Below are 23,521 nucleotides of genomic sequence, written 5' to 3' on the forward strand. Positions count from 1 at the left end.
CCGGCCGGGTCGGGCCGGTTGGTCAGGGGTGCCGGGCGTCGGTGGCGGGGGCCGGGCGGGTCCGGGTGCCGGCGGCGCGGCGGCCGGGTAGCCGGATGACGGCGCCGGCGTCGTGCAGCGGTGCGGCGAGGGCGCCGGGTCGGCCGCCGGCGCCGCGTTGGAGGGCGGCGAGCAGCGCGCCGGCCGGCAGCGGCCGGGCGAACAGGTGGCCCTGGCCGGCCGTGCAGCCCAGCTCCCAGAGTGTGCGGCGTTGCGGTTCGCTCTCCACGCCCTCGGCGACCACGGTGAGGTCGAGGCTGCGGCCCAGGTCGAGGGTGGAGCGGATCACGGCGGCGGCCTCGGGCGCGGTTTCCATGGCGGTGACGAAGCTGCGGTCGATCTTGAGTTCGTGGACCGGGATGCGGGAGAGCAGGGAGAGCGACGAGTAGCCGGTGCCGAAGTCGTCGAGGGCCAGCCGGACGCCGGAGTCGCGGAGCCGGCTGAGGACCCGGTCGACCACGTCGAGCTGGCTGAGGGTGAGCGTCTCGGTGAGTTCCAGGACGAGCCGGTCGGGTGGGAGGTCGTGGGCGCGCAGCCGGGCCAGCACGGCGCCGGGGAAGCGGGCGTCGAGGAGGCTGCGTGGCGACACGTTCACCGAGACGGGCAGGTCGAAGCCGGCGTCGTGCCACGAGCCGGCCGCGATCAGCGCCTGGTCGAGGATGGCCTCGGCGAACGCGGGCAGCAGCCCGGAGCGTTCCACCGCCTCCAGGAAGCGCAGCGGGTCGATCAGGCCGTGGGTGGGGTGGTGCCACCGGGCCAGCGCCTCCGCGCCGGTGACCTGGCCGCTGCCCAGGTCGACGATGGGTTGGAAGTTGACGGTGAACTCGTGGTCGGCGACGGCCCGGGGCAGTTCGCCGCCGAGTGTGAGCCGGCTGAGGTCGGCGGTGTCGCGGGTCGCCGCGTACGTGGCGATGCGTTGGCCGGCGCGCTTGGCCTGGTACATCGCCACGTCGGCGCGGCGCAGCAGCTCGGGCATCCCGCCGGTGGCGGGGGCGACGGCGATGCCGCCGCTGGCTTCCACGCTGATCCGCATGCCGTCGAGGTCGATCGGGTCGTGCAGCGCGGCGAGCAGGGCTTCGGCGCGGTGCGCGGCGACCGCCGGGGCGGGCAGGCCGCGTAGCAGCACGGCGAACTCGTCGCCGCCGAGCCGGGCGACGAGGTCGTCGGCGCGTGCCGCGTCGCGGAGCCGTTCGGCGACCTGGATCAGCACCCGGTCCCCGGCGCCGTGCCCGAGCGTGTCGTTGACCTCCTTGAAGTGGTTGAGGTCGATCAGCACCAGGGCGGTGACGCCGTCGGCGTGCCGGGTGGTGAGCTGGGCGGTGCCCTCGTCCAGCAGGTGCCGGCGGTTGGACAGGCCGGTGAGGGCGTCGTGGGTGGCGGCGTAGGCGTGGTCGGCGGCGACGCGGGCCAGTTCGGCGTACGCCTGGGCGTTGCGGACCGCGGTGCACAGCGCGGAGGCGAAGGTACGCAGCGTGTACTGCTCCCGCTCGGAGAGCTCGACCGGGCCGACGAAGCGGAGCCGCAGCTCGCCGATGTTCTCCGCCCGGTCGTGTCCTTCCAGCGTGACCGGCATGATCCGGCCGTCCGTGGCGCTGGGGCGTGGTGCGGTCCCGTCGTACGCGATGCCGGTCGCGCCGCCGCGGACCGTGCGCCCGCCCTCGCGTAGTTCGATCTCGACCTCGTCGGCGGAGAAGAGTTCGGCGGCCTCGGTGACGGCGGTGGTGAGGACCTGGTCGAGGTCGACCACGTTGAGCGCGTCGGTGGTGCGGGCGAGTCGCTGCCAGGCCTGCTGCTCGGTGCGGGCGCGGATCCTGGCGGAGTAGGCCAGGTGCAGGCTGAGCACCAGGGGCGGCACGGCGAGCAACAGCCGGGGGTCGACCCGGAGGATCAGCACGGTGGAGGCGGCCACGACGAATCGCACGCCGAAGCCGGCGATCCGTAGGTCGAGGTTATTGCGGAACTGGCGCAGGATCGGCGTTCGGGACGCGAGCGCGATGACCGGAATCGCAAGTACGTCGTCGAGGATCGCGGCGACCAGATAGACGATTCCCAGCAGTACGACGATGCGGAGTGGCTCTCGGGGTGGCCAGGCGCCGCCGAGCAGGAGTGTGGCGACGGTGGCGCCGCCGGCCACGAGGGTGTGCTTCGCGATGGCGAACGCCACCTTGATGGGTGCCAGGCGGGTCACCGATCCGGCGGCCACCCCGAGGCCGGTGGCCAGGACGACCCAGGAGGCCGGCGCGACGGCCAGGCCGATGACGATTGCGGTTTCCACCCATGCGAAGTAGAAGGTGGTCGACCTGATCCGTAGCCGCGTCTTGATGACGGTGGCCAGCGCGACGGTCACCACGAGCGTTGCCACGGTGACGAAGTCGCGTACCGATTCGGGGTGTTGCCTGCGCGTGGCGGAGACCGCGATGAGCGCGACGAGCGATGCGCCGGCGACCAGGGTGTAGACGAGGCCGCGCAGGCCGGGGTCGACACCCGTGCGGCTCTCCGTCGTCCGGCTCACCCGAGTCACCCGCCGCTCACCGTCGGTACGCGATGAGCGGCAGCCTACCGCTTCGTTCCGGTGCGGGAAACTCTCATCCCCATTCGGTGCTACGCATTGTTCGTCCCTCCTCCAATATCCCGTCGGGCCGGAATCGCCGCCGATCGGAGTCGTCACCCGCAATCGGTTGTGGCGCATTGGCACGACCCGCCGCAGACATCGCCTGTGCGTGTATCCGCGCCTTGTTGACTGGAAGGAAGGTTAGAGGGAGGAAGGGGCAGTAAGGAAGAATTAATGTCGGTATGCGCAATATAAGCAACTCTCGTCGCTTAAATGACGTTCTGTCCACAAGTTATGTGCGGAGCGGAGCCGACCTTCTGCCTCGCGTACTCACGTGGTCGCTCAGTGCCATCCAGAATGTTTCGGCGCGAGCGGCAGTTGTAGCGTCGTCTCGGCCGAGGAACATTACAACCGGACTCGGCCGGCTTGACCAGTCGGGTCGGACCGTTCGGGTGGACGGCTTGCGCCGCCGGACACCGCCGGGAGAACGATTTTGTGATAACTGGATTAAGCTGGCGTTTCGACTTGACCAGCGTCAACCGGGGCTGGAACAGCAGCGCGGAAATCCGAGTAGTCGGGGTCTTACGGTCCGGCGGGGAAAGGCCGATCTCCCGTCGGTAACGCCAAAGCGGCAGATGGTGTTCGCGCTACTCGCCGTTCGGGTCAACCGACTCGTAACCGCGTCGTCGGCAGCCGCCGTGTCGTCCCCTCCCACCGACGGCTCAGGCGCGTCGGGCGTCGTACCCGGCGGATAGGCTCGGGCGGTGACCGAACCCGCGCAGCTCACCCACGTCGATCCGGCTGGCGCCGCCCGGATGGTCGACGTCTCCGCCAAGCCGGTCTCCGGCCGGCTCGCGGTGGCCGCCGGCCGGCTCCGCACCACCGCCGAGGTGGTGGAGCTGCTCCGCCGCGACGACCTGCCCAAGGGCGACGCGCTCGCGGTCGGCCGACTCGCCGGGATCATGGGGGCCAAGCGGACCCCCGACCTGATCCCGCTCTGCCACCCGATCGCCCTGCACGGCGTCACCGTCGACCTGCGCCTCACCGCCGACACCGTGGAGATCACCGCCACCGCGCGGACGGCCGACCGCACCGGCGTGGAGATGGAGGCGCTCACCGCGGTGGCGGTCGCCGGGCTCGCCCTGGTCGACATGGTGAAGGCGGTCGACCCGGCCGCGTCGGTGGACGCCGTCCGGGTGCTCCGGAAAGAGGGCGGGAAGACCGGCGAGTGGGTCCGGCCGGAGGACCGGTCGTGATCCGGGCCCGGGTGATCGTGGCCTCCAACCGGGCCGCCGCCGGGGTCTACACCGACACCAGCGGCCCCCTGCTCGTCGCCGGCCTGCGGGAGCTGGGCTGCACGGTCGACGCGCCGGTGGTGGTGCCCGACGGCGACCCGGTCGGCGACGCGCTGCGCGCCGCCCGCGACGAGGGCGTCGACGTGGTGCTGACCAGTGGCGGCACCGGCATCACCCCGACCGACCGCACGCCCGAGGTGACCGGCGCGCTGCTCGACTACGAGATCCCCGGCATCGCCGAGGCGATCCGCGCGCACAGCCGCGACGCGGTGCCCACGGCCGCGCTGTCCCGGGGCCGGGCCGGCGTCACCGGCCGGACGCTGGTGGTGAACCTGCCGGGCTCGCGCGGAGGCGCGCGGGACGGCCTGGCCGTGCTCGGGCCGATCCTGCGGCACGCGGTCGACCAGCTCCGCGGCGGCGACCACTGAGCCCGCGGGCCGCGCACACCGGCGCTAGGCTCGCCGGATGAGCACGGAAACCGAAGCCGCCGCCGTCGAGGTGGGCACGCCTCCGCCGGCCGGGTGGGAGGAGGCCCGCTCCCGGGTGTACGCGGTCGGGCTCTCCGCCGCGCTTCCCGCGGTCAACCGGCCGCTGGCCGACACCGACGGGCACACCCTGGCCGAGCCGCTGACCACCCGCACCGACCTGCCGGCGTTCCCCACCTCCAGCGTGGACGGCTGGGCGGTGCGCGGCCCGGGGCCGTGGCGGGTGGTGGGCCGGCTGCTGGCCGGGCACACCGCGTCGCCGCTGGACGCCGACGGCACCACCGTGGAGATCGCCACCGGCGCGATGGTGCCGGCGGGCACCACTGCGATCCTCCGGATCGAGGATTCGACCCGGGCGGTGGACGGTCGGGTGACCGGCACGCCCCGGCCGCAGCCGGAGTGGCGCGAGCCGGGCGAGGAGGCGCACCGTGGGGAGGAGTTGCTGCCCGCCGGCACGCCGGTGGACCCGGCGGTGATCGGTCTGGCCGCCTCCTGCGGGCACGACACGCTGCGGGTCCGCCGCGCGCCGCGGGCCGCGCTGCTGGTCTTCGGCGACGAGCTGCTCACCTCCGGCCCGCCCGGCGCCGGCCGGGTGCGGGACGCGCTCGGCCCCTCGGTGCCGGCCTGGCTGCGCCGCTACGGCTGCCAGGTGCGGGGCGGCGACGTCGTCGGGCCGGTCGCCGACACGCTGCCCGCGCACGTCGCGGCCCTGCGCGGTGCGCTCGCCAACGCCGATCTGGTCTGCACGACCGGTGGCACCATGCACGGCCCGGTGGACCACCTGCACCCGACGCTGGAGGCGCTCGGCGCCGACTACGTGGTCAACACCGTGGCGGTGCGCCCCGGCTTCCCGATGCTGCTCGCCCGGCTGGTCGACGGCGACGGCCGGGTGCGCTTCGTGGCCGGCCTGCCGGGCAATCCGCAGTCCGCGGTGGTGGCGCTGGTCTCGCTCGTCGCTCCCCTGCTCGCCGGTCTCACCGGCCGGCCGATGCCGGTGCTGCCGCAGGTCACCCTCGCCGAGCCGGTGCCCGGGCGCGGGGACCACACCCACCTGGCGCTGGCCCGCTGGGACCGGGTCGCCGGCACCGCGCACCCGGTGCGGCACGTCGGCTCGGCGATGCTGCGCGGGCTGGCCGGCGCGGACGGCTTCGCGGTGATCCGGCCCGGCACCAGCGGCGCCGCCGGTGATCGGGTTCCGCTCGTGCCGCTGCCCCTGACTCCGGGAGAACGCTCTTGAGCACGGAGATGCGGGTGGTGCTCGGCGCGGTGACGGACCAACCGCTCGACCTGGCCGCGCACGAGGCGGCGGTCGCCGACCGGCGGGCCGGTGCGGTGGTCTCCTTCCAGGGCGTGGTCCGTGACCACGACCACGGGCGGACGGTCACCCGGCTGGAGTACGAGGGTCACCCCACCGCCGAGGCGGTGCTGCGCGAGGTGGCGGCCGACATCGCCGCCGACCCGGCGGTGCACGCGGTGGCGGTCTCGCACCGGATCGGCCCGCTGGACATCGGTGACGTCGCGCTGGTCGCCGCCGTCAGCACCGCGCACCGCGCGGCGGCGTTCGCGGCGTGCGCCCGGCTGGTCGACGAGGTGAAGGCGCGGCTGCCGATCTGGAAGCGACAGGTCTTCGACGACGGCACCGAGGAGTGGGTGAACTGCCCCTGAGCCGGCCGGTCAACGCCGGGCGGTGAGCGGGGCCGGACGACCCAACCGGTCGTGGTAGAACGCCGGCTCGGCACCGGGCCGCCAGGGCAGCGCCGCGACCAGCACGATCAACGCGATGGCCAGCGAGTTCTCCATCAGCGCGCCGAACAGACCGTCCTGGTAGTGGGAGACCTCGGGGAGCTGGTGCTCGTACGGCCAGATCGGTGAGATCAGGAACAGGAGATAGAGGCCGAGCGCGCCGGCCGCGTGCCGGAACCCGGTCAACGTCGGGTACCAGATCGGCGGGCGCAGCGCGGGCACGCCGGTCGCCGGGGTCGGCCCGTTGTTCCGCGGCGGCAGCCCGCGGCTGGCCTCGCGGCGGCGTACCGCGGCGTCGGCCAGCACCACGATCGCCGGGATGACCCAGACCAGGTGGTGCGACCAGGAGATCGGGCTGATCACGTTGGCGGTGAGCCCGACAAGCGTGAACGCGGTCAGCTCGTCGCCGTCGGTGCGGGCGCTGATCGCCCGGGACAACCCCAGCGCCAGCACCAGCACCGAGAACGCGAGCCAGAGCAGCCCGGGCGTCTCGATCGAGTCGTAGAGCCGGGCCAGCAGCCCGGCGAGGGACTGGTTGGCGGTCATGTCGGCCGCCCCGACCCGCTCGGTCTGCCACAGCACGCTGGTGAAGTACGCGCGGGACTCCTCGCCGACCGCACCGAACGTCGCGAGCGTCACCCCGATCGTGGTGCCGACCGCGATCCAGGCGGCCCGCCACTGCCGGGTGAGCATCAGGTAGCCGATGAACAGCGCCGGGGTGAGCTTGACGGCGGTGGCGAGCCCGATGCCGACGCCGGCCCAGGCGCCGCCGTAGAGGAAGCGGGCCAGCGGCGACTCGGCGGTCTCGTGGTGGGTGCCCCGCCTGGCGCGCCACCGCAGGCCCACCAGATCCGCCATGATCAGCGCGAAGAGCAGCAGGTTGACCTGGCCGTAGCCGAGCGTCTCGCGGGACGGCTCGATCGCCACGGCGAGCGGGGTGGCGATGCCGACGGTGAACCAGAGCGACCAGCCGAGCCGGTCCACGATGGGACGCAGCAACGCCGCCAGCACCACCGCGAGCGCAGCGATGCTGGCCAGCGCGTTGACGAACCCGGCGGCGTCCACCGGCAGCCAGGACATCGGCAGCATGACCAGGCCGGCGAAGGGTGGATAGGTGAAGCCGAGGGTCGTCGAAGGGGCGACGAAGTCGTACAGCTCGTTGCCGTTGGCCCACCACAGCACCGCGCCGTGGTAGATCTTCATGTCGAAGAAGTTGTACGGCCGGCCGAAGGCCCCGATCGCGAGCCAGGCCGCGTACGAGACGGCGGCCACGATGCCGAGGCGCACCACGAGCCGCTGGTCGACCCCGAGGACGACGCGGGGCGCCGGTGGGAGGCGGTTGGTCCGTCTACCGACTGTCGTCGGCATGGCGTGGCCACCCCCGTACCAAGGTCGTCGTGCCCGTCCAGGTCCAGAACGGAGCCTAGAACGGTGCCTCACGATGATGCCTCCCGCGTTACGCGACCGTGTCCGATCCCACACGTGTTTGCGACATTTCCACCGCGTTAACGGGTGTCGGACGGTTCAGGTGATTGGTGGCCTTGCGGGGGTGGGGGCCGTGTGGATGCAGGTCAGCCGGGCATCCGGCGAGCGGTCGCCGCGGAGCGTACGGCGATCTTCGCCTCCCGGCGGGCGGTGCGGACCGCGCGCTTCACCGACCGGCGTGAGTGGTCGATCCGGTGGCCGGCGCGCCAGCGCAGGCCCGGCCTGCCCTCGGTGTCCGCGGCGGCGAGCAGGAGCCCACCGAGCAGCCCGAGGTTCTTCAGGAAGTGGACCTGGTTGTTGTTGCGCGCCTCCGGGTCGTCGTTGTTCCAGAAGGGATGACCGGCGGCGGTCGTCGGGAGCAGCGTGCCGGCCAGGACGAGCGCGGCCGGGCGGGTGAACCGGCCGGTGGCCAGCATCAGACCGCCGACCAGTTGGGTGGCGGCGTTGGCCCGGATCAGCGTCTCGGTGTCGGTCGGGATGCGCGGGTGCAGGCTCTGGATCAGCGGGGCGACCCGGTCGGTGACCGGCTGCGCGGCGGGCACCAGCCGTTCCACGTTGCGCAGGTTGCGGGCGCCGCTGACCACGAAGATGCCGCTCAACATGACTCGGGCGAGGGAGCGCACGGGCTTCATGGTTTCAGTCTTACCCCGTCCGGGAGCCGGTCACCCCTGCAACACACGAAAGGTATCGACGTCCGTCCGGTATCGATTTCAGCGACCGTCGCGGATGGACCGGCTGCGTTCGGTAAGGTCGCGCGGGTGACGACGCTGCGACTGCGCCCGGAGGACCCGGCCGACGAAGCGCCGGTGGCCCGGGTGCTCGCCGCCGCGTTCGCCCGACCCGACGTGGCCACCCCGCCCGAGGTCGGCCTGGTCGAGGAGTTGCGGCACAGCGCCGCGTGGATCCCGGAACTGGCCATGGTCGCCGAGTACGGCGGCGAGGTGGTGGGCTTCGCGCTGCTCACCCGCGTGCGGGTCCGCGCCGACGGCGGCGGCTGGCCGGCGCTGGCGCTCGGTCCGGTGGCGGTGGCCCCGCACCGGCAGCGCGTCGGGCACGGCACGGCGGTGGTGCAGGCGGCGCTCGACGCCGCCACCGAGCTGGGGGAACGGCTCGTGGTGGTGCTGGGCGACCCGGCGTACTACCGGCGCTTCGGGTTCGGCCCGGCGGACCGGTTGGGGTTGACCAGCCCGTGGTCCGGGCTGGGGGAGCCGTGGCAGGCGCTGGTGCTGCCGCCGTCCACCGGCGAGGAGCCGCCACCACCGGCCGGCGAGGTGGTCTTCCCGTCGCCCTGGTCACGGGTCTGACCGGCCACGCGAGGAGTGAGCTTGCGAGCCCCGCGGTCGTGGCCGAGGTGGGCACCGCTCACCCGCCGGCCCGGCCGCCGCTCAGGCCGGCTGGGTGCGCAGGTAGCGGCCGAAGTGCGGGACGGTGAACGCGACCGTTCCCCGCTCACCTGAGTAGATGAGCCCCTTCTTGATCAGCGCGTCCCGGGCCGGGGAGAGGCTGGCCGGCTTGCGGCCGAGCGATCGGGCGATCTCCGCGGTGGGCACCGCGGCGTCCATGTCGTCCCGGGCGCCCTCCTCGCCGTCCACCAGCGCCAGCGTGGCCATGGCCCGCATGTACTCCCGTTCGGCCGGGGTGGCCCGCTCGAACCGGGAGCCGAAGAAGCCCACCGCCAGTTCCGCCTCCGCCTCGGGCGCGGCGACCCGCACGTCGGCGGCGGTGATCGGCGAGCGGGGCGCGTGGTCCCAGGTCGCCTTCCCGTACGCCTGGACGAAGTAGGGGTAGCCGCCGGACTTCTCGTAGAGCAGGTCGAGCGCCTTCTGCTCGTACTCGACCTCCTCCCGCTCGGCCGGCGCGCAGAGCGCCTGGTCGGCGGCGATCCGGTCCAGCCGGTCGATCCGCTGGTAGCGGTAGAGCCGTTCGGAGTACGACTTGGCGGCGCTGAGCACGGCCGGCAGGTGCGGCAGCCCGGCGCCCACCACGATGAGCGGCGCGCCGAGCTGGGACAGCTCGTGGCAGGCGGCGCAGAGCGCGGAGACGTCATCGGCGCCCACGTCCTGCATCTCGTCGATGAAGATCGCGATGCCGGTGCCCACGTCGGTGGCGACCGCCGCCGCGTCGCTGAGCAGCTCGACCAGGTCGATCTCGATGTCGCCCGAGTCGGCCCGGCCGCTACTGGCCGGCACGTCGATGCCCGGTTGCCACCTGTCGCGCAGCTTCGGCGCCGCGCCGCCCCGCCCGGCCGGCGCGGACCGTTGCGCGAACGCCTTGAGCACGCCGAGGAAGCCGTCGATCCGGTCCGGCGCGCGGTGCCGGGGAGCCAGCTCGCGGACCGCCATGTGCAGCGCGGCGGCGATTGGCCGGCGCAGCGACTGGTCCGGCCGGGCCTCGATCTTGCCGGTGCCCCAGAGATGGTTGATCGCTTCCGACCGGAGCGTGTTGAGCAGCACCGTCTTGCCGACCCCGCGCAGGCCGGTGAGCATCAGGCTGCGTTCCGGCCGACCCCGGGCGATGCGTTCCAGCACCACGTCGAAGACGTCCAGCTCCCGCCCCCGGCCGGCGAGTTCGGGCGGGCGCTGACCGGCGCCGGGAGCGTACGGGTTGCGGACCGGATCCACGCTCGCACAGTATCCGGTCGTCTAGTGACCAGGCTAGACGCGCGTAGAGGCGGCTACCGCGTGTCGGCGTCGAGTTGAATCTAGGTCTGTCTAGCGTCCACCCCAGACAGCCCTAGAGTCGGTTAGCGGCCTATCGACGCTTCAGGCAGAGCACGAAGTCGAGCGTGTCCAGCTCGCTGTCGAAGAAGTACCAGTCGGTGTAGCCGGCCACCTTGCCGCACTTGGCCTCGGCGTCCTTCTTCCCGCTGGTGGCGCCGTCGATCCGGCGCAGCACCTCGTACGTCTTCGGGGCGCAGTCGGCGATCACCAGCTTCGGCTGGGCGCCGCCGCCCTGGTTGGCGACGCACTGACCCGCCTTCACGAACCGCGGGTCGGTCGAGGAGGCCGGGGCCGCCGTGGTGGGCGCCGCCTCCGCCGGATCGCTCGGCGCCGCCGAGGTGGCCGCCGGTGCCGGCGCGGTGGAGGCCGTCGTCCCGACCGTCGGCTCGTCCGCGTCCCGGCCGAGCAGCCAGTACGCCCCGCCGCCGCCCAGCAGCAGCACCGCCAGCACGATCACCACCACCAGCAACGGGCCCCTGCCCCGCTTCGGTGGCGTCGGCTCGTCGTAGGGCTGTTGTCCCGCGCCGTACGGCGGTGGCCCGCCGGCGTAGGGCTGCCCCGCACCGTACGACGGCTGCCCGCCGGCGTAGGGCTGCTGCCCCGGATAGGGCACCTGGCCGGGGTAACCGGGGCCGGCCGGATAGCCGGGCCGGGGCGCGGCACCCGGGCCGTACTGCTCCTGCGGTGGCCCGTACTGCTCGGCGGGCGGCCCGTACTGCTCGGGCGGTGGCCCGTACTGGTGGGCGGGCGGGCCGTACTGCTCGGGCGGTGGCCCGTACTGCTGGGGCGGGCCGTACTGCTCCGGCGGTGGGCCGTACTGCGCGGGCGGACCGTACTGCGGGCCGCCGGGCCCCGGGTCGTGGTGCGGATCGGGGGCGTAGCCGTCGTCCGGGCGTCGCCCCCGCCACGGCTCGGGTGCGCCGCCGCCGGGCGGTCCGAAGTTCGACATGAACGCCTCCTGTGTAGCCGGTGCTGAGAGGCCGGCCACCAACACGGGACGCCGACGCCGTGGCCACCGTAGCGTGGTCCCACGATGAGCTCACGCCCCCCGAGTACGACGGACGCCTCCGGCTCCCCGGCGCCGCCGGTCCGCGCCGCCCTGGTCTGGACCGCATTGGCGCTGGTCTACCTGCTGTGGGGCTCGACCTACCTGGGCATCCGGATCGCCGTCGAATCCCTGCCGCCACTCACCTCCGCCGCGATGCGGTTCGCCGCCGCCGCCGTGGTGCTCGCGCTCGTGCTGCGGCTCCGTCGCGGGCCCGGGGCGCTTCGCGTGTCACCGCGTCGTCTCGGCTCGGCCGCGCTGGTCGGGGTGCTGCTGCTGGCCGGTGGCAACGGGCTGGTGGTGCTCGCCGAGTCCGGCCCGGCCGGCGACGCGGTGCCCTCCGGGGTCGCCGCCCTGCTGATCGCCACCGTGCCGCTGCTGGTGGTGGTGCTGCGTACGGCCGGCGGGGACCGGCCCCGCCCGTGGACGTTCGCCGGTGTCGCGCTGGGCTTCGGCGGGCTCGTCCTGCTCGTCCTGCCCCGCGACGGCGTGGACGGGGTGCCGCTGGCGGGCGCGCTGACCGTGGTCGCCGCCGCCGCGAGCTGGTCGATCGGTTCCTTTCTGTCCGGGCGGATCCGGATGCCGGCCGACCCGTTCGTGGCGACCGTCTACGAGATGGTGGCCGGCGCGCTGGCGCTCCTGCTGATCGGGGCCGGACGCGGCGAGCTGGCCGACTTCGACCCCGCCGAGGTGACCGGACGGTCCTGGGCGGCGTTGGCGTACCTGATGGTGGCCGGCTCGCTGGTCGCCTTCACCGCGTACGTCTGGTTGCTCGCCCACGCGCCGATCTCGCTGGTCTCCACGTACGCGTACGTGAACCCGGCGGTCGCGGTGGCGCTCGGCGCGCTGCTCGCCGCCGAGCCGGTCACCACGCAGGTGCTGCTCGGCGGCGCGGTGCTCGTGGCCGGCGTCGCCGTGGTGGTGAGCACCGAGCGGCCGAGCCGCACCCGGCCGGCTGCCGGCGGCGACGGGAGGGTCCGGACCCCGCCGGCTGCCGGCGGCGACGGGGCGGTCCGGACCCCGCCGGCTGCCGGCGACGGGGCGGCCCGGAGACGCGCCGGTCGGTAGCGTCCCGGCCCGTGTCGGCGGCAACGGTGGCGGGAACGGCGGTGCTCGGCGCGTTGGCCGGTCTGGCCGCGGTGCCGGTCGGCCGCCGCGCCGTCGGTGTCGGCCGCGCCGCACCAAGCCGGTCCACCGGGGTCGGGGCGGTGGGGTGCGGCGGTCCGCCCGTCGGGCCACGGCGGTGCACCGTGGCCGTGGCCGGGGCGGTGGTGTACGGCACCCTGGCCGTCACGCGCGGGGACGAGCGCACGTTGCCGGCGCTGCTGCTGGTCGCCGCCGTCGGGCTGGTGCTCGCGGTGACCGACCTGAGCGCGTTGCGGCTGCCCGACCCGCTGGTCGGCGCGGTGGCGCTCGGCGGTGGGCTCGGCCTGCCGGCGACCGCGTCGGTGGCCGGCGAGCCGGGGCGCCTGCCGACCGCCCTGCTCGGGGTCGGTCTCTCCCTGGGCGGCTATCTGCTGCTCGCCCTGCTGCCCGGCGCCCGGCTCGGCTTCGGCGACGTGAAGCTGGCCGCCGCGCTCGGGTTCCCCCTGGGGTGGCTCGGCTGGCCGGCGCTCCGGCTCGGGCTGCTCCTCCCGCACCTGCTCGCCGGCGTGGTCGTCCTCGTCCTGCTCGCCGCCGGCCGGATCCGCCGGGACACACCGCTGCCGTTCGGCCCGGCGATCCTGGCCGGCGCCTGGCTCGCCGCCGTGCTCACCTGACCGTCGGTTGTTGAGAAGGGGCCCCTTCTCTACCGGAGGCGTTAAGAAGGGGCCCGGCCTTTCAGATCAGGCGGAGTTGGTGGTCCTTGGGGCGGCGGGGCTCCGCCACGCCCAGCCGGTCGAACAGCGCCGGGTCGATCGCGTCGAGGAACGGGGTCGGGCGGGCGTCCCGCTCCGCACCGTGCCGGGTACGCCGGGCCGCGTGACTCACGTAGAGCCGGTCCTGCGCCCGGGTCAGGCCGACGAAGAAGAGCCGGCGCTCCTCGGCGACCGCGTCGTCGTCCGGCTCGGTGCCCGGCCACCGCAGCGGCAGCAGGCGGTCCTCGGCGCCGACCAGGAACACCACCGGGAACTCCAGGCCCTTGGCCGCGTGCAGCGTGAGCAGCGTGACCGCCTCGGCGCGCGGGTCGAGCGCGTCCACCTCCGCGCCGGTGGCGAGCTGGCTGAGGAAGAGCCCGAGGTCGTCGTCGCAGCGTTGGGCCAGCGGCGTGAGCAGGTCCACGGCACTGCGGACGTCGTCGGGGCGTACCGCGCCGGAACCGTCGAGCGTGGGTACGGCGAAGCGCTCGGCCACCAGCCGGCCGGCCTCGCGTACCCGGGCGGTCAGGGAGCCGTCCAGGCCGGCGTGCCGCAGCTCGCGGGCGATGGCCGCCACGCCCGGACGATCCCGCAGCCGGTTGTGTGAGCGCTTCTGCACCGGGATGTTCGCCCGGGTCAACGCGTCCACGATCGGCGCCGCCTGCGAGTCGGTGCGGTACAGCACGGCGATGTCGGAGAAGGAGAGCGTGGTCGTCCGCCCGTCGATCCGCCCCGAGTCGAGCGACCGGTGGGACAGGCCGCCGACCAGCTCGTCGACGGTGCGGGCCACGAAGTCGGCCTCGTCGGCCACCGAGGTCGCGGCGTACCGGCCGACCAGCGGCGCCTCCGGGTCGAGCCGGGCCGGGTCGAGCCGACGGCCCCGGACCAGCGACGACGGCGCGATGGCCTGCACGGCGGCGGCCAGGATCGGCGCGGAGGACCGGTAGTTGCGGTTCAGCCGCACCAGCCGGGCGTCGGTGAAGTCCTGCGAGAAGCGCAGGAAGTAGCCCACGTCGGCGCCCCGGAACGAGTAGATCGCCTGGTCCGGGTCGCCGATCGCGCACAGGTTGCCGTCCGCCGGGCTGAGTAGCCGTAACAGCTCGTACTGCACGGCGTCGACGTCCTGGTACTCGTCGACGAAGATCCACTTCCACCGTTCGCGGTACTCCCGGACCAGCTTCCGGTCACCCTTCAGCACCGCGACCGGCAACGTGAGCAGCTCGTCCAGGTCGACCAGGTCCCGCTTGCGCAGCAGCGCGACGTACCGCTCGTCGTCCTCGCCGGCCTCCGCCCGGGCCGCCGTCCGGTCCGCGTCGTCGGCGATCCGGAAGTCCGCCGGCAGGCCGGCCGCCGCCGCGTTCTCCCGCAGGATGGTCAGCCCGAGCGCGTGGAACGTGCCCACCGTGACGTCCTCGGCGACCGGTCCGAGTAGCGCGTCGAGGCGGTGCCGCAGCTCCTCGGCCGCCCGGCGGGTGAACGTGATCGCCAGGCACTGGTCCGGGAAGACGTTCAGCTCCGCGCAGAGGTAGGCGATCCGGTGGGTCAGCGTGCGCGTCTTGCCGGTGCCCGGACCGGCCACGATCAGCAGCGGGCCACCCGGCGCGGAGGCGGCCACCCGCTGCATCGCGTCCAGCCGGTCCAGCAGGCCGGTGCCGACCTCCTCCATGCCGGCGAGCATCGGCTCGAACGGCTCGTGCGGGGAGGGCGGCGGCGCCAGCGGTGGCGCGGGCGGTTTGCGCTTCGGCTCCGGGCGGGCCGCCGCCGGGCGCTTGGCCTTCGGCTTCGGCGCCGGCTCCGCGGGCCGCCGCTGCGCGGGCACGGGTACGGGTACGTCGAAGAGCGTCTCCTGCCCGGCCCCGCCGCCCGGAGCGCCCAGTTCCGCCGGGTCGAAGAGCGTGATCACGCCGTACTCGCCGTCGTAGCCCGGCACCCGGCGGACCTCGCCGCGACGCAGCCGGCCGATGCCCTCCGCGAGCAGTTCGCCGCCGACCCGGCCGATCTCCTCCACCGGGGTACGCGTCAGGATCTCCAACTCCGGGCCGAGCGCCGCGACCAGCTCGTTGAGCTTGCCCTCGACCTTCTTCGACCGGGCGCCCACCTTGTTGATCTCGCCCAGGATCTCGGCCAACGGCACCAGGTGGGCCACCTCGCGGGCGTGCGCCGGCCGGTGCCCCGCCGGCCGGTCGGCCAACGCCTCCACGCGGCTGAGCACACCCACGGTCAGCGGCTTGCCGCACTCCGGGCAGCGTCCGCCCGCCTCGCGGGTCCGCTCCGGCGACCAGTTCACGCCGCAGAGCCGGTGCCCGTCGGCGTGGTACTTGCCCTCCTCCGGGAAGAACTCGACGGTGCCGGCCAGCCCGTCCCCGGTGCGCAGCGCCTCCCGGATCGCGAAGTAGTCGCGGTCGGCGGTCAGGACGGTGGCCTCCCGGGCCAGCGCCGGCGGCGAGTGGGCGTCCGAGTTGGACACCAACTGGTAGCGGTCCAGGCTGCCGACCCGCCAGTTCATCTCCGGGTCGGACGACAGCCCGGTCTCCACCGCGAAGATGTGCTCGGCCAGGTCGGCGTAGCAGTCGGCGATCGCGTCGAAGCCGGACTTCGAGCCGAGCGCGGAGAACCAGGGCGTCCAGATGTGCGCCGGCACCAGGAAGCCGTCTCCGCTGGCCTCCAGCGTGATCTCCAGCAGGTCGCGGGAGTCCAGCCCGAGGATCGGCCGGCCGTCCGAGCCGAGGTTGCCGATCCGGCCCAGCGCGGTGTTGAACCGGCCCACCGCGTCCAGGTCCGGCAGGTAGATCAGGTGGTGCACCTTACGGGTCCGGTCGTCCCGCTTGTAGATCGTGGAGATCTCCACGCTCAGCATGAACCGGACCGGGTCCGCCTCCGCCTCGCTGGCCAGCCGGGGCGGCAGCCGCCGGGCGATGTCCCGCTCCGCCTCCGGCGACAGCCGGTAGAGGCCGGGCTCGGCCGGGTGCAGGGTCTCGCGCAGGTGGTCGTACCAGGCGGGATGGGTGAAGTCACCGGTGCCGAGCACCCCGATGCCCTTGCGTCGGGCCCACCAACCGAGGTTGGGCAGGGTCAGGTCACGGCTGCACGCGCGGGAGTACTTCGAGTGGATGTGCAGATCCGCGACGTAGGGCGGGAGGCCACCGGGGGGTGCGGCACTGAACGGAGGCACGCCGCATCCTGTCACGTCCGCTTGCCTACCCGCCCGCCGCCACGCGTACGCGTGACCTGAGCAATGCGGTGCTGGACGACGCGCCCCCGACCCGCTAGGGGGCACGCAGCTCGACGAGCGTCACCTGCGGCGGGGCGCCGACCCGCGCCGGCGGCCCCCAGAAGCCGGCCCCGTTGGTGACGTAGACCTTGGTGCCGTCCACCTCGCCCAGACCGGAGACCACCGGCTGCTGGAGCTTCACCGCCAGGTTGAACGGCACCATCTGACCGCCGTGGGTGTGCCCGGAGAGCTGGAGGTCGACGCCGAACTTCGCCGCCTCGTGCGCGGCCACCGGCTGGTGCGCCAGCAGCACCACCGGGCGGCTCGGGTCACGGTCGCCGAGCGCGGCGGCGTAGTCGGCGGGCGCGGCCAGCCCGGTGCCGTCGGCCGTCACGTCGTTGACGCCGGCCAGGTCCAGCACGCCACCCCGGGCCCGGATCTCCTGCCGTTCGTTCTGCAGCACCCGCAGGCCCAGCCGGTCCACCTCGCGGACCCACTCCTCCACGCCGGAGTAGTACTCGTGGTTGCCGGTCACGAAGAAGCTGCCGTAACGGGAGCGCAGGTCACGCAGCGGCTCGGCCGCCCGGCCCAGCTCGGCCACCGAGCCGTCGACCAGGTCGCCGACCACGGCCACCAGGTCGGCGTCCAGTCGGTTGATCATGGCGACGATGCGCTCGGTGTGCGCCCGGCCGCGCAGCGGCCCGAGATGGATGTCGGAGACGGTGGCGATCCGCAGCCCGTCCATGCTCCGCGGCAGCTTCGCCAGCGGGATGCGTACCCGGTCGAGCCGGGGCGGCCCCATCGCGGTGCGGACGCCGTACCCGGTGACGCCGGCGGCGGTGAGCCCGGCGAAGATCGCCGCGCCACGCGCGAGCAGCAGCCGGCGGGACGGGTCGTGGTCGGCGGGCGCGCCGCCGGCGACCGGTCGGCCGGTCGCCCCGGGCGAAGTGTCACCGGGATGGCCGGGCGGAGTGTCACCGGGCTGGCCGGGCGAAGTGTCACCCGGCTGGCCGGGCGGGGTGTCACCGGCGTCGCCGACCGGCGGCGGGTCACCGGCCTCGGTGGGCGCCGCGGTGGAGGTGCCGGCGCCGACCAGCGCCGGCTCGGCCGCCGGCCCCGGGGACGGGACCGACCGGGCCCGGCGGCGCAGGACGAGCCGCGTCACCGCGGTCGGCACCTCCAGCACCAGCAGCAGCACCAGCAGGTAGAACATCAGGGCCAACCACACGTAGCCCGGCCAGGCCAGCCAGTAGAAGCCGCTCTGGGTGCCGGCCATGGTGGCCGGCACGAGCAGCGCGAGCAGGACCGCCACCGCCGCCCCGACCCGGCGGGCCCGCCCCGGACGGGTGGTGTCCCGGACCAGTCGCCGCCACAGGTAGTAGTGGATCAGCCCGATCACGAGCACGACGAAACCCACGAATGTCGCCATCGCCAGCACGTCGGCCTCCCTCAGCCGCCCGCGAAGGGTGGCAGCACGTCCACCGTGACCCCGGCCGGCAACGGTGCCTGACGATCATGACAGGCGACGCCGTCGACCAGGAAACTCGCCGCCTTGAGCACCACGGCCAGTCGGTCACCGTGGCGGACGGAGAGGTCGTCGAGGAGTTCGTCGAGCGACCGGCCGGCGGATGCGGTCTCCTCGGCCCGGCCGGCGGCGGCCCGTGCGCCGGCGAAATAACGGACGGTCAACTCCACCGTCAACCCCCGATCGCGGACATCGGCCGGACCGGCTGGAGGAAGGTCGGATCGTCGATGCCGTGCCCGGCCCGCTTGCCCCACATCGCGGCCCGCCAGCGCCGGGCCAACTCCTCGTCGTCGGCGCCGGCCCGCAGCGCGGCCCGCAGATCCGACTCGTCGGTGGCGAAGAGGCAGTTGCGCACCTGACCGTCGGCGGTGAGCCGGGTGCGGTCGCAGTCGCCACAGAACGGCCGGGTCACACTGGCGATCACCCCGACCTTGGCCGGGCCGTCGTCCACCAGCCAGGTCTCGGCCGGCGCGGCGCCCCGCTCGGTCGGGTCGGGCCGCAACGCGAACTCGGCGCGCAGGGCGGCCAGGATCTCGTCGGCGGTGACCATGGTCGACCGGTCCCAGCCGTGCTGGGCATCCAGCGGCATCTGCTCGATGAACCGCAGCTCGTAGCCGTGCGCCAGGGCGAACCGGAGCAGTGCCGGGGCCTCGTCGTCGTTGACGCCGCGCATCAGCACCGCATTGATCTTGACGGGGGTCAGCCCGGCCTCCGCCGCGCCGGCCAACCCGGCGAGCACGTCGGCGTGCCGGTCGCGCCGGGTCAACGCGGCGAACCGGGCCGGGTCGAGCGTGTCGAGCGAGACGTTGACCCGGTCCAGCCCGGCCGCGCGCAGTGCCGGCGCGAGTCGGGCCAGACCGATGCCGTTGGTGGTCAGCGAGATGCGCGGCCGGGGCGACAGCGCGGCCACGGCCGCCACGATGCCGGGCAGGCCGGGCCGGATGAGCGGCTCACCGCCGGTGAAGCGCACCTCGGTGACGCCGAGCCGGCGCACCGCGACTCCGACCAGCCGGACGATCTCGTCGTCGGTGAGCAGTTGCGGGCCGGCCAGCCAGGTCAGCCCCTCGGCCGGCATGCAGTAGGTGCAGCGCAGGTTGCACTTGTCGGTCAGCGAGACCCGCAGGTCCCGGGCGACCCGGCCGAACCGGTCGGTGAGGACCCCGTCTGCCGTCGTCCGGGGGGCGGTCATCCGTCGACCGTAGCGCGTCGGACGCCGCCGAGCGCGGCACGGGCGGCGGAGACCACCGACTCCGCGTACGCCGCCCCGAACAGCGCGGTGTGCACCAGCAGCAGGTGTAGTTGGTGCAGCGGCACCCGCTCCCGCCAGCCGTCGGCCAACGGCCAGGACTCCTGGTAGGCGGACAGGATCCGCTCGAACTGCGGCGGACCACCGAAGAGCGCGAGCTGCGCCAGGTCGGTCTCGCGGTGGCCGCCGTGCGCGGCCGGGTCGACCAGCCAGACCCGGCCGTCGGCGCCCCAGAGCAGGTTGCCGGGCCAGAGGTCGCCGTGCAGCCGGGCCGGCGGCTCGTCACCGCCCCACTCGCCGACCCGGTCGACGACCTGCTCGACAAGCGCCGCCGCGGCGCCGGTGAGCGCGCCCCCGTCGACCGACATTCGAAGGTACGGCAGCAGCCGGCACCGGGCGAACCACTCCGGCCACGGCCCCGGGTCGGGCGTGTTGTCCTGCGGCAGCGCGCCGATGAACCCGGTCCACTCTGCGCCGAACGCGGGCGCGCCGGCCCGGTGCAGCCCGGCCAGCCCGTGGCCGAACGCCTCCGCCGCCTCCGGGCCCGGCTCGCCCGGCTCCACCCAGTCCAGCGCCAGCAGCCCTGGCAGCGCGACCAGCACCTCCGGCACCGGAACCGCGTCGGCCTCGCGCAGCCACCGCAGACCGGCCGCCTCGGTGGCGAAGAAGCCCTCCGGCGCCGGCCGCGTCGCCCGCTCCGGCCAGGTCTTCGCGAAGACGGAGTGGCCGTCGTCGAGCGTGAGTCGCGAGGCGGCGCAGATGTCACCGCCGGAGACCGGCGTCTCCCGGATCCGCTGGTGGGTCAGGAAGGTCGGCAGGTGCTCCGGGTGTGCCCGCAGGTACGCCAGGTCCATGAGCGCAAGGTAGCCGGTACCTGGGACAGGCGTCGGCCCTGTCGTACCGTGGCGGGTGGCGGACGCCGCCCACCTGGGCCGATACGTTCGGTGGTTGTGGATGAGCCGCGTGTCGTCAACAGGGCGCGGCGCGGGCCTGTCGCGGCGGCGGCACCCCCCGCACGCTCCCGGCATGAACTCCACCGAGCCTCCCCGCCTCTCCGTCCGCTCCCCGGCCGACCTCGTCGCCGCCGTGCCCTACCTGCTCGGCTTCCACCCGGAGGACAGCGTGGTGGTGGTCGCGGTGCGGGGCCGGCGGGTGGTCTTCGCGGCCCGCGGCGACCTCCCCGAGCCGGGTGTCGACCCCGGTCCGGCGGCCCGGCACCTGGCGCAGGTGGTGGCCCGGCAGGACGCCGACGCCGCGACGGTCATCGGCTTCGGTCCGGCCACCCGCGTCACCGGCGTGGTGGGCGCGGTGGGCGCGGCGCTGGACGACGTCGGGCTGACCGTCCTCGACGCGCTCCGGGTGGCGGACGGTCGCTGGTGGTCGTACCTCTGCGACGAGCCCACCTGCTGCCCGGTGGAGGGCACGCCGTACGACCCGGCCGCGAGCCGGGTCAGCGCGGCGGCCGTCTTCGCCGGTCAGGTCGCCCTGCCCGACCGCGCCGCCCTGGCCGCCCAGGTGTCGCCGTTCGGCGGTCCGGTCCGGCTCGCCATGCGCCAGGCCACCCTGCGGGCCCGCCGCCGGCTGGCCGCACTCACCGGGGAGCCGCCCGACGGCCAATCACCGGGCGGTGCGGGGCCCGGTGGTCCCTCGCCCGGCGGTGCGGGGCCCGGTGGTCCCTCGCCCGGCGGTGCGGAGTCCGGTGGCCTCCGGTCCGACGGGACGCGGGCCGGCGCCGCCCCGCCCGTGGACGTTCCGGTTGGCGACCGGGCCGTGGACGTTCCGGCGGGCTACCGGACCGCCGGCGGACCGGCCGGTCGGGGCGGGGCGACGCGGGCCGTGCGGGCGGCCGGCACGGCGGCGGTACGGGTCGCGTTCCGCCGGCAGCGGAACGGTGAGCGACTCACCGACGACGAGGTGGCCTGGCTGACCGTGCTCCTCACCCACCCGGTGGTGCGCGACCACGCCTGGTCCCGCACCGACGGCCGGGACACCGACATCAGCCTCTGGACCGACGTGCTCCGACGGGCCGAACCCGAACTGACCGCGGCCCCCGGAACGCTGCTCGCATTCGCCGCCTGGCGGTCCGGGCACGGCGCGCTGGCCGCCGTCGCCCTGGAGCGGGTGCTCGCGGCGGACCCCGCCTACTCCCTCGCGGTGCTCCTCGACGACGCGCTCCGCCGTGGCGTGGCCCCCTCCGAGCTGGACGGCTGGCCGGGTGTCGCCGGCCCGGCGGTCCTCCGCCGCCGCCGGCGTCGCCCGCGCCGCTGAACCGGAGGCAGCGGTGCCGTCCGCGCTCGTTGGGCCGGAGGCAGCCGGTTGGGCCGGAGGCAGCCGTTGGGCCGGAGGCAGCCGGTTGGGCCGGAGGCAGCCGGTTGGGCCGGAGGCAGCGGTGCCGTCCGCGCCGACGCGCGGCCGGGTCGCCGTGCCGCCGCCTCAGCGAGGCACGCGCTGCGCCCCGGTGTAGACGTTCATGGTCGGGCCGCGGAGGAATCCGACAAGCGTCATCCCGGCCTCCTCGGCCAGTTCGGCGGCGAGCGTGCTGGGCGCGGATACCGCCGCGAGCAGCGGCACCCCGGCCATCCACGCCTTCTGGGTGAGTTCGAAGCTGGCCCGGCCGGAGACCAGCAGGACGTGACCGGCCAGCGGCAGGCGGTCCGACCGGGTGGCCCAGCCGATCACCTTGTCCACCGCGTTGTGCCGGCCCACGTCCTCGCGGAGCGCCAGCAGTTCGCCGTCCGGGGTGAAGAGCCCGGCCGCGTGCAGGCCGCCGGTACGGTCGAAGGCGCGTTGCGCGGCGCGCAGCCGGTCGGGCAGCCCGGCCAGCAGTGCGGCGGTGACCTCCAGCGGGTCCTCCCGCACGGCGAACCGGGAGCGGGTGCGGACCGACTCGATGCTCGCCTTGCCGCACACCCCGCAGGAGCTGGTGGTGTAGAAGTTGCGTGCCGGGTCGGTGGCCGGTTCCGGCACGCCGGGAGAGAGCACCACGTCGACCACGTTGTAGGTGTTGGGGGTCTCCGCTCCGGAGCAGAGCTGCGCGGTGTGCACATCCTCCGCCGACCGGATCAGCCCCTCGGTCAGCAGGAAGCCGATGGCCAGGTCCAGGTCGTCGCCGGGCGTGCGCATGGTCACCGCGAGCGGCCGGCGACGACCGGGGCCGGCCGGCCCGACCCGGATCTCCAGCGGCTCCTCCACGGCCAGCGTGTCCTGCCGGCGGACCCGGTCCCGGCGGTCGCCCGCCGCCCCGAGGTCGATCCGCAGCACGCCCCGCCGGTCTGTCGCCCGTCCCATGCCGCCATCCTCTCCCGCACCCGGTCCCACCCGCACCTCAGCACCCCGCCCGACGCTCTCCTCCGAAGCGCCCGTTCGGCCCGTTGTTCCGGCGCGGGCCGTGGGTAGGTTGAGGCGGTGACCGGGTACGCGGCGATACTGCTCGCCGGCGGTGCGGCCCGCCGGATGGGTGGGGTGGACAAGCCGGCCCGTCCGGTCGGTGGCCGGCCGATGCTGCACCGGGTGCTGGCCGCGGTGGCCGACGCGGACGAGCGGATCGTGGTCGGTCCGTCCGGCCCGGTGCCCCCGGGGGTGCGGGTGACCCGCGAGGAGCCCGCTGGCGGTGGTCCGGTGGCGGCGACCGCGGCCGGGCTGGCCCTGCTGCGACCCGGTACGACCACGGTCGCCCTGCTCGCCGCCGACCTGCCGCTGCTCACCGCCGCCGCGGTGGCCGAGCTGCGGCGCGCGCTCGACGGGTCGACCGCCGGGCTGGCCTGCTACGTGGACGGCGACGGTCGCCGGCAGCAGCTCTGCGGCGTCTGGCGGCTGCCGGCGCTGCGCGCGGCGGTGGACCGGCTGGCGGCGGAGCGGGGCGGCACGGTCGACGGCGCGGCGGTGCGGGGTCTGCTGGCCGGTGCCACGGTTCGGGAGGTGGCCTGGTCCGGTGCCGGGCCGCCACCCTGGTTCGACTGCGACACTGACGAGGACGTACACCGGGCCGAGGAGTGGACGACATGACCGTGTTGGACGACTGGGTCACCGCGGCCTGCGCCGAGTTGGAGCTTGATCCGGCCGAGGTGCCGGTGTCGGCCGTGCTGGACGTGGCCCGGGACGTGGCGCATCAGGTGGTGCGGCCGGGTGCGCCGGTCAGCGCGTACCTCCTGGGGGTGGCGGTGGGGCGCGGCGCGGATCCGGCCGCGGTGGCGGCCCGGCTCAGCGCGCTGGCGGGGTCGTGGCCGGTGGAGCTGGACGGGACGACGCCGGTGGAGTAGCGACCTGTCCGATCCCGGTCGGCTGTGATTCGGCCCCCGCCGTCCGTGGGTAGGGTGGCGGGAACGGACGGAGGCGATC

The 23,521-nt window shown here is 74.7% G+C and carries 21 protein-coding genes; 10 read left to right on the forward strand and 11 right to left on the reverse strand.

Features of this window, described 5'->3' with window-relative positions:
• Positions 1–22: 22 nt before the first annotated feature.
• Positions 23–2,551 carry a putative bifunctional diguanylate cyclase/phosphodiesterase gene (locus ACIA6B_RS10370; RefSeq protein WP_396772431.1) on the reverse strand — a complete coding sequence of 843 codons (2,529 nt, stop codon included), beginning with the start codon at positions 2,549–2,551 and terminating at the stop codon, positions 23–25.
• An 803-nt stretch (positions 2,552–3,354) separates the two neighbouring features.
• Here ACIA6B_RS10370 and moaC point away from each other — a divergent pair.
• The 4 genes from moaC to ACIA6B_RS10390 are packed head-to-tail and all read left to right on the forward strand — an operon-like array spanning position 3,355 to position 6,035.
• Positions 3,355–3,846, forward strand: coding sequence for a cyclic pyranopterin monophosphate synthase MoaC (moaC, locus tag ACIA6B_RS10375; RefSeq protein WP_107156418.1), 492 nt, complete (start codon positions 3,355–3,357; stop codon positions 3,844–3,846).
• Positions 3,843–4,313 (forward strand): molybdenum cofactor biosynthesis protein B, encoded by a 471-nt coding sequence (locus ACIA6B_RS10380; RefSeq protein ID WP_396772432.1) that lies wholly within the window; start codon positions 3,843–3,845, stop codon positions 4,311–4,313. The genes moaC and ACIA6B_RS10380 overlap by 4 nt, the downstream gene beginning before the upstream one ends.
• Before the next feature lie 37 nt (positions 4,314–4,350).
• Positions 4,351–5,607, forward strand: a complete 1,257-nt coding sequence (locus ACIA6B_RS10385) for a molybdopterin molybdotransferase MoeA (protein WP_396772433.1) — start codon at positions 4,351–4,353, stop codon at positions 5,605–5,607.
• 8 nt (positions 5,608–5,615) lie between these two features.
• Positions 5,616–6,035 carry a molybdenum cofactor biosynthesis protein MoaE gene (locus ACIA6B_RS10390; RefSeq protein ID WP_396772574.1) on the forward strand — a complete coding sequence of 140 codons (420 nt, stop codon included), beginning with the start codon at positions 5,616–5,618 and terminating at the stop codon, positions 6,033–6,035.
• Between the two features lie 9 nt (positions 6,036–6,044).
• Here ACIA6B_RS10390 and ACIA6B_RS10395 read toward each other — a convergent pair whose 3' ends face one another.
• Together ACIA6B_RS10395 and ACIA6B_RS10400 are read right to left on the reverse strand one after the other, a co-directional pair.
• Positions 6,045–7,481, reverse strand: a complete 1,437-nt coding sequence (locus tag ACIA6B_RS10395; protein WP_396772434.1) for a glycosyltransferase 87 family protein — start codon at positions 7,479–7,481, stop codon at positions 6,045–6,047.
• 203 nt (positions 7,482–7,684) lie between these two features.
• The gene (locus tag ACIA6B_RS10400; RefSeq protein ID WP_396772435.1) at positions 7,685–8,230 is read right to left on the reverse strand and encodes a DoxX family protein; all 546 of its coding nucleotides are present in this window, start codon (positions 8,228–8,230) and stop codon (positions 7,685–7,687) included.
• A 126-nt stretch (positions 8,231–8,356) separates the two neighbouring features.
• On the opposite strand from ACIA6B_RS10400, the gene ACIA6B_RS10405 reads away from it, so the two are divergent.
• On the forward strand, positions 8,357–8,902 hold the full coding sequence (locus ACIA6B_RS10405; protein WP_396772436.1) for a GNAT family N-acetyltransferase: 546 nt from the start codon (positions 8,357–8,359) through the stop codon (positions 8,900–8,902).
• A gap of 81 nt (positions 8,903–8,983) precedes the next feature.
• On the opposite strand, the gene ACIA6B_RS10410 is transcribed toward ACIA6B_RS10405, so the two are convergent.
• Positions 8,984–10,219, reverse strand: coding sequence for an ATP-binding protein (locus ACIA6B_RS10410; RefSeq protein ID WP_396772437.1), 1,236 nt, complete (start codon positions 10,217–10,219; stop codon positions 8,984–8,986).
• A gap of 130 nt (positions 10,220–10,349) precedes the next feature.
• Positions 10,350–11,267: a flagellar basal body protein FliL gene (locus ACIA6B_RS10415; RefSeq protein ID WP_396772438.1), complete on the reverse strand. Its 918-nt coding sequence runs from the start codon at positions 11,265–11,267 to the stop codon at positions 10,350–10,352.
• Positions 11,268–11,351: 84 nt separating this feature from the next.
• Here ACIA6B_RS10415 and ACIA6B_RS10420 point away from each other — a divergent pair, with 84 nt between their 5' ends.
• Positions 11,352–12,431 (forward strand): EamA family transporter, encoded by a 1,080-nt coding sequence (locus ACIA6B_RS10420; protein WP_396772439.1) that lies wholly within the window; start codon positions 11,352–11,354, stop codon positions 12,429–12,431.
• 11 nt (positions 12,432–12,442) lie between these two features.
• Positions 12,443–13,123, forward strand: a complete 681-nt coding sequence (locus ACIA6B_RS10425; RefSeq protein WP_396772440.1) for a prepilin peptidase — start codon at positions 12,443–12,445, stop codon at positions 13,121–13,123.
• Between the two features lie 61 nt (positions 13,124–13,184).
• On the opposite strand, the gene ACIA6B_RS10430 is transcribed toward ACIA6B_RS10425, so the two are convergent.
• The 5 genes from ACIA6B_RS10430 to ACIA6B_RS10450 all read right to left on the reverse strand — a co-directional run bounded on the left by ACIA6B_RS10430 (position 13,185) and on the right by ACIA6B_RS10450 (position 20,037).
• Positions 13,185–16,373 (reverse strand): UvrD-helicase domain-containing protein, encoded by a 3,189-nt coding sequence (locus ACIA6B_RS10430; protein WP_396772441.1) that lies wholly within the window; start codon positions 16,371–16,373, stop codon positions 13,185–13,187.
• Between the two features lie 94 nt (positions 16,374–16,467).
• Entirely contained in the window at positions 16,468–17,850 is a 1,383-nt protein-coding gene (locus ACIA6B_RS10435; protein ID WP_396772442.1) for a metallophosphoesterase, read from the reverse strand.
• Positions 17,851–17,861: 11 nt separating this feature from the next.
• A complete protein-coding gene (locus tag ACIA6B_RS10440; RefSeq protein ID WP_396772443.1) occupies positions 17,862–18,107 on the reverse strand; it encodes a MoaD/ThiS family protein in 246 nt (81 codons plus the stop codon).
• A 2-nt stretch (positions 18,108–18,109) separates the two neighbouring features.
• On the reverse strand, positions 18,110–19,126 hold the full coding sequence (gene moaA / locus ACIA6B_RS10445; RefSeq protein ID WP_396772444.1) for a GTP 3',8-cyclase MoaA: 1,017 nt from the start codon (positions 19,124–19,126) through the stop codon (positions 18,110–18,112).
• Positions 19,123–20,037, reverse strand: coding sequence for a fructosamine kinase family protein (locus tag ACIA6B_RS10450; RefSeq protein WP_396772445.1), 915 nt, complete (start codon positions 20,035–20,037; stop codon positions 19,123–19,125). Before ACIA6B_RS10450 ends, moaA begins: the two co-directional genes overlap by 4 nt.
• A gap of 172 nt (positions 20,038–20,209) precedes the next feature.
• On the opposite strand from ACIA6B_RS10450, the gene ACIA6B_RS10455 reads away from it, so the two are divergent.
• Positions 20,210–21,451: a DUF4192 domain-containing protein gene (locus ACIA6B_RS10455; protein WP_396772446.1), complete on the forward strand. Its 1,242-nt coding sequence runs from the start codon at positions 20,210–20,212 to the stop codon at positions 21,449–21,451.
• Between the two features lie 165 nt (positions 21,452–21,616).
• Here ACIA6B_RS10455 and fdhD read toward each other — a convergent pair whose 3' ends face one another.
• Positions 21,617–22,471 carry a formate dehydrogenase accessory sulfurtransferase FdhD gene (fdhD, locus tag ACIA6B_RS10460; protein WP_396772447.1) on the reverse strand — a complete coding sequence of 285 codons (855 nt, stop codon included), beginning with the start codon at positions 22,469–22,471 and terminating at the stop codon, positions 21,617–21,619.
• A gap of 117 nt (positions 22,472–22,588) precedes the next feature.
• Here fdhD and ACIA6B_RS10465 point away from each other — a divergent pair, with 117 nt between their 5' ends.
• Together ACIA6B_RS10465 and ACIA6B_RS10470 are read left to right on the forward strand one after the other, a co-directional pair.
• On the forward strand, positions 22,589–23,188 hold the full coding sequence (locus ACIA6B_RS10465) for a molybdenum cofactor guanylyltransferase (protein WP_396772448.1): 600 nt from the start codon (positions 22,589–22,591) through the stop codon (positions 23,186–23,188).
• Entirely contained in the window at positions 23,185–23,442 is a 258-nt protein-coding gene (locus ACIA6B_RS10470; RefSeq protein WP_396772449.1) for a DUF6457 domain-containing protein, read from the forward strand. Before ACIA6B_RS10465 ends, ACIA6B_RS10470 begins: the two co-directional genes overlap by 4 nt.
• Positions 23,443–23,521: the final 79 nt, after the last annotated feature.

It is taken from the genome of Micromonospora sp. NPDC051141 (assembly GCF_044455765.1).
Lineage (GTDB): Bacteria > Actinomycetota > Actinomycetes > Mycobacteriales > Micromonosporaceae > Micromonospora.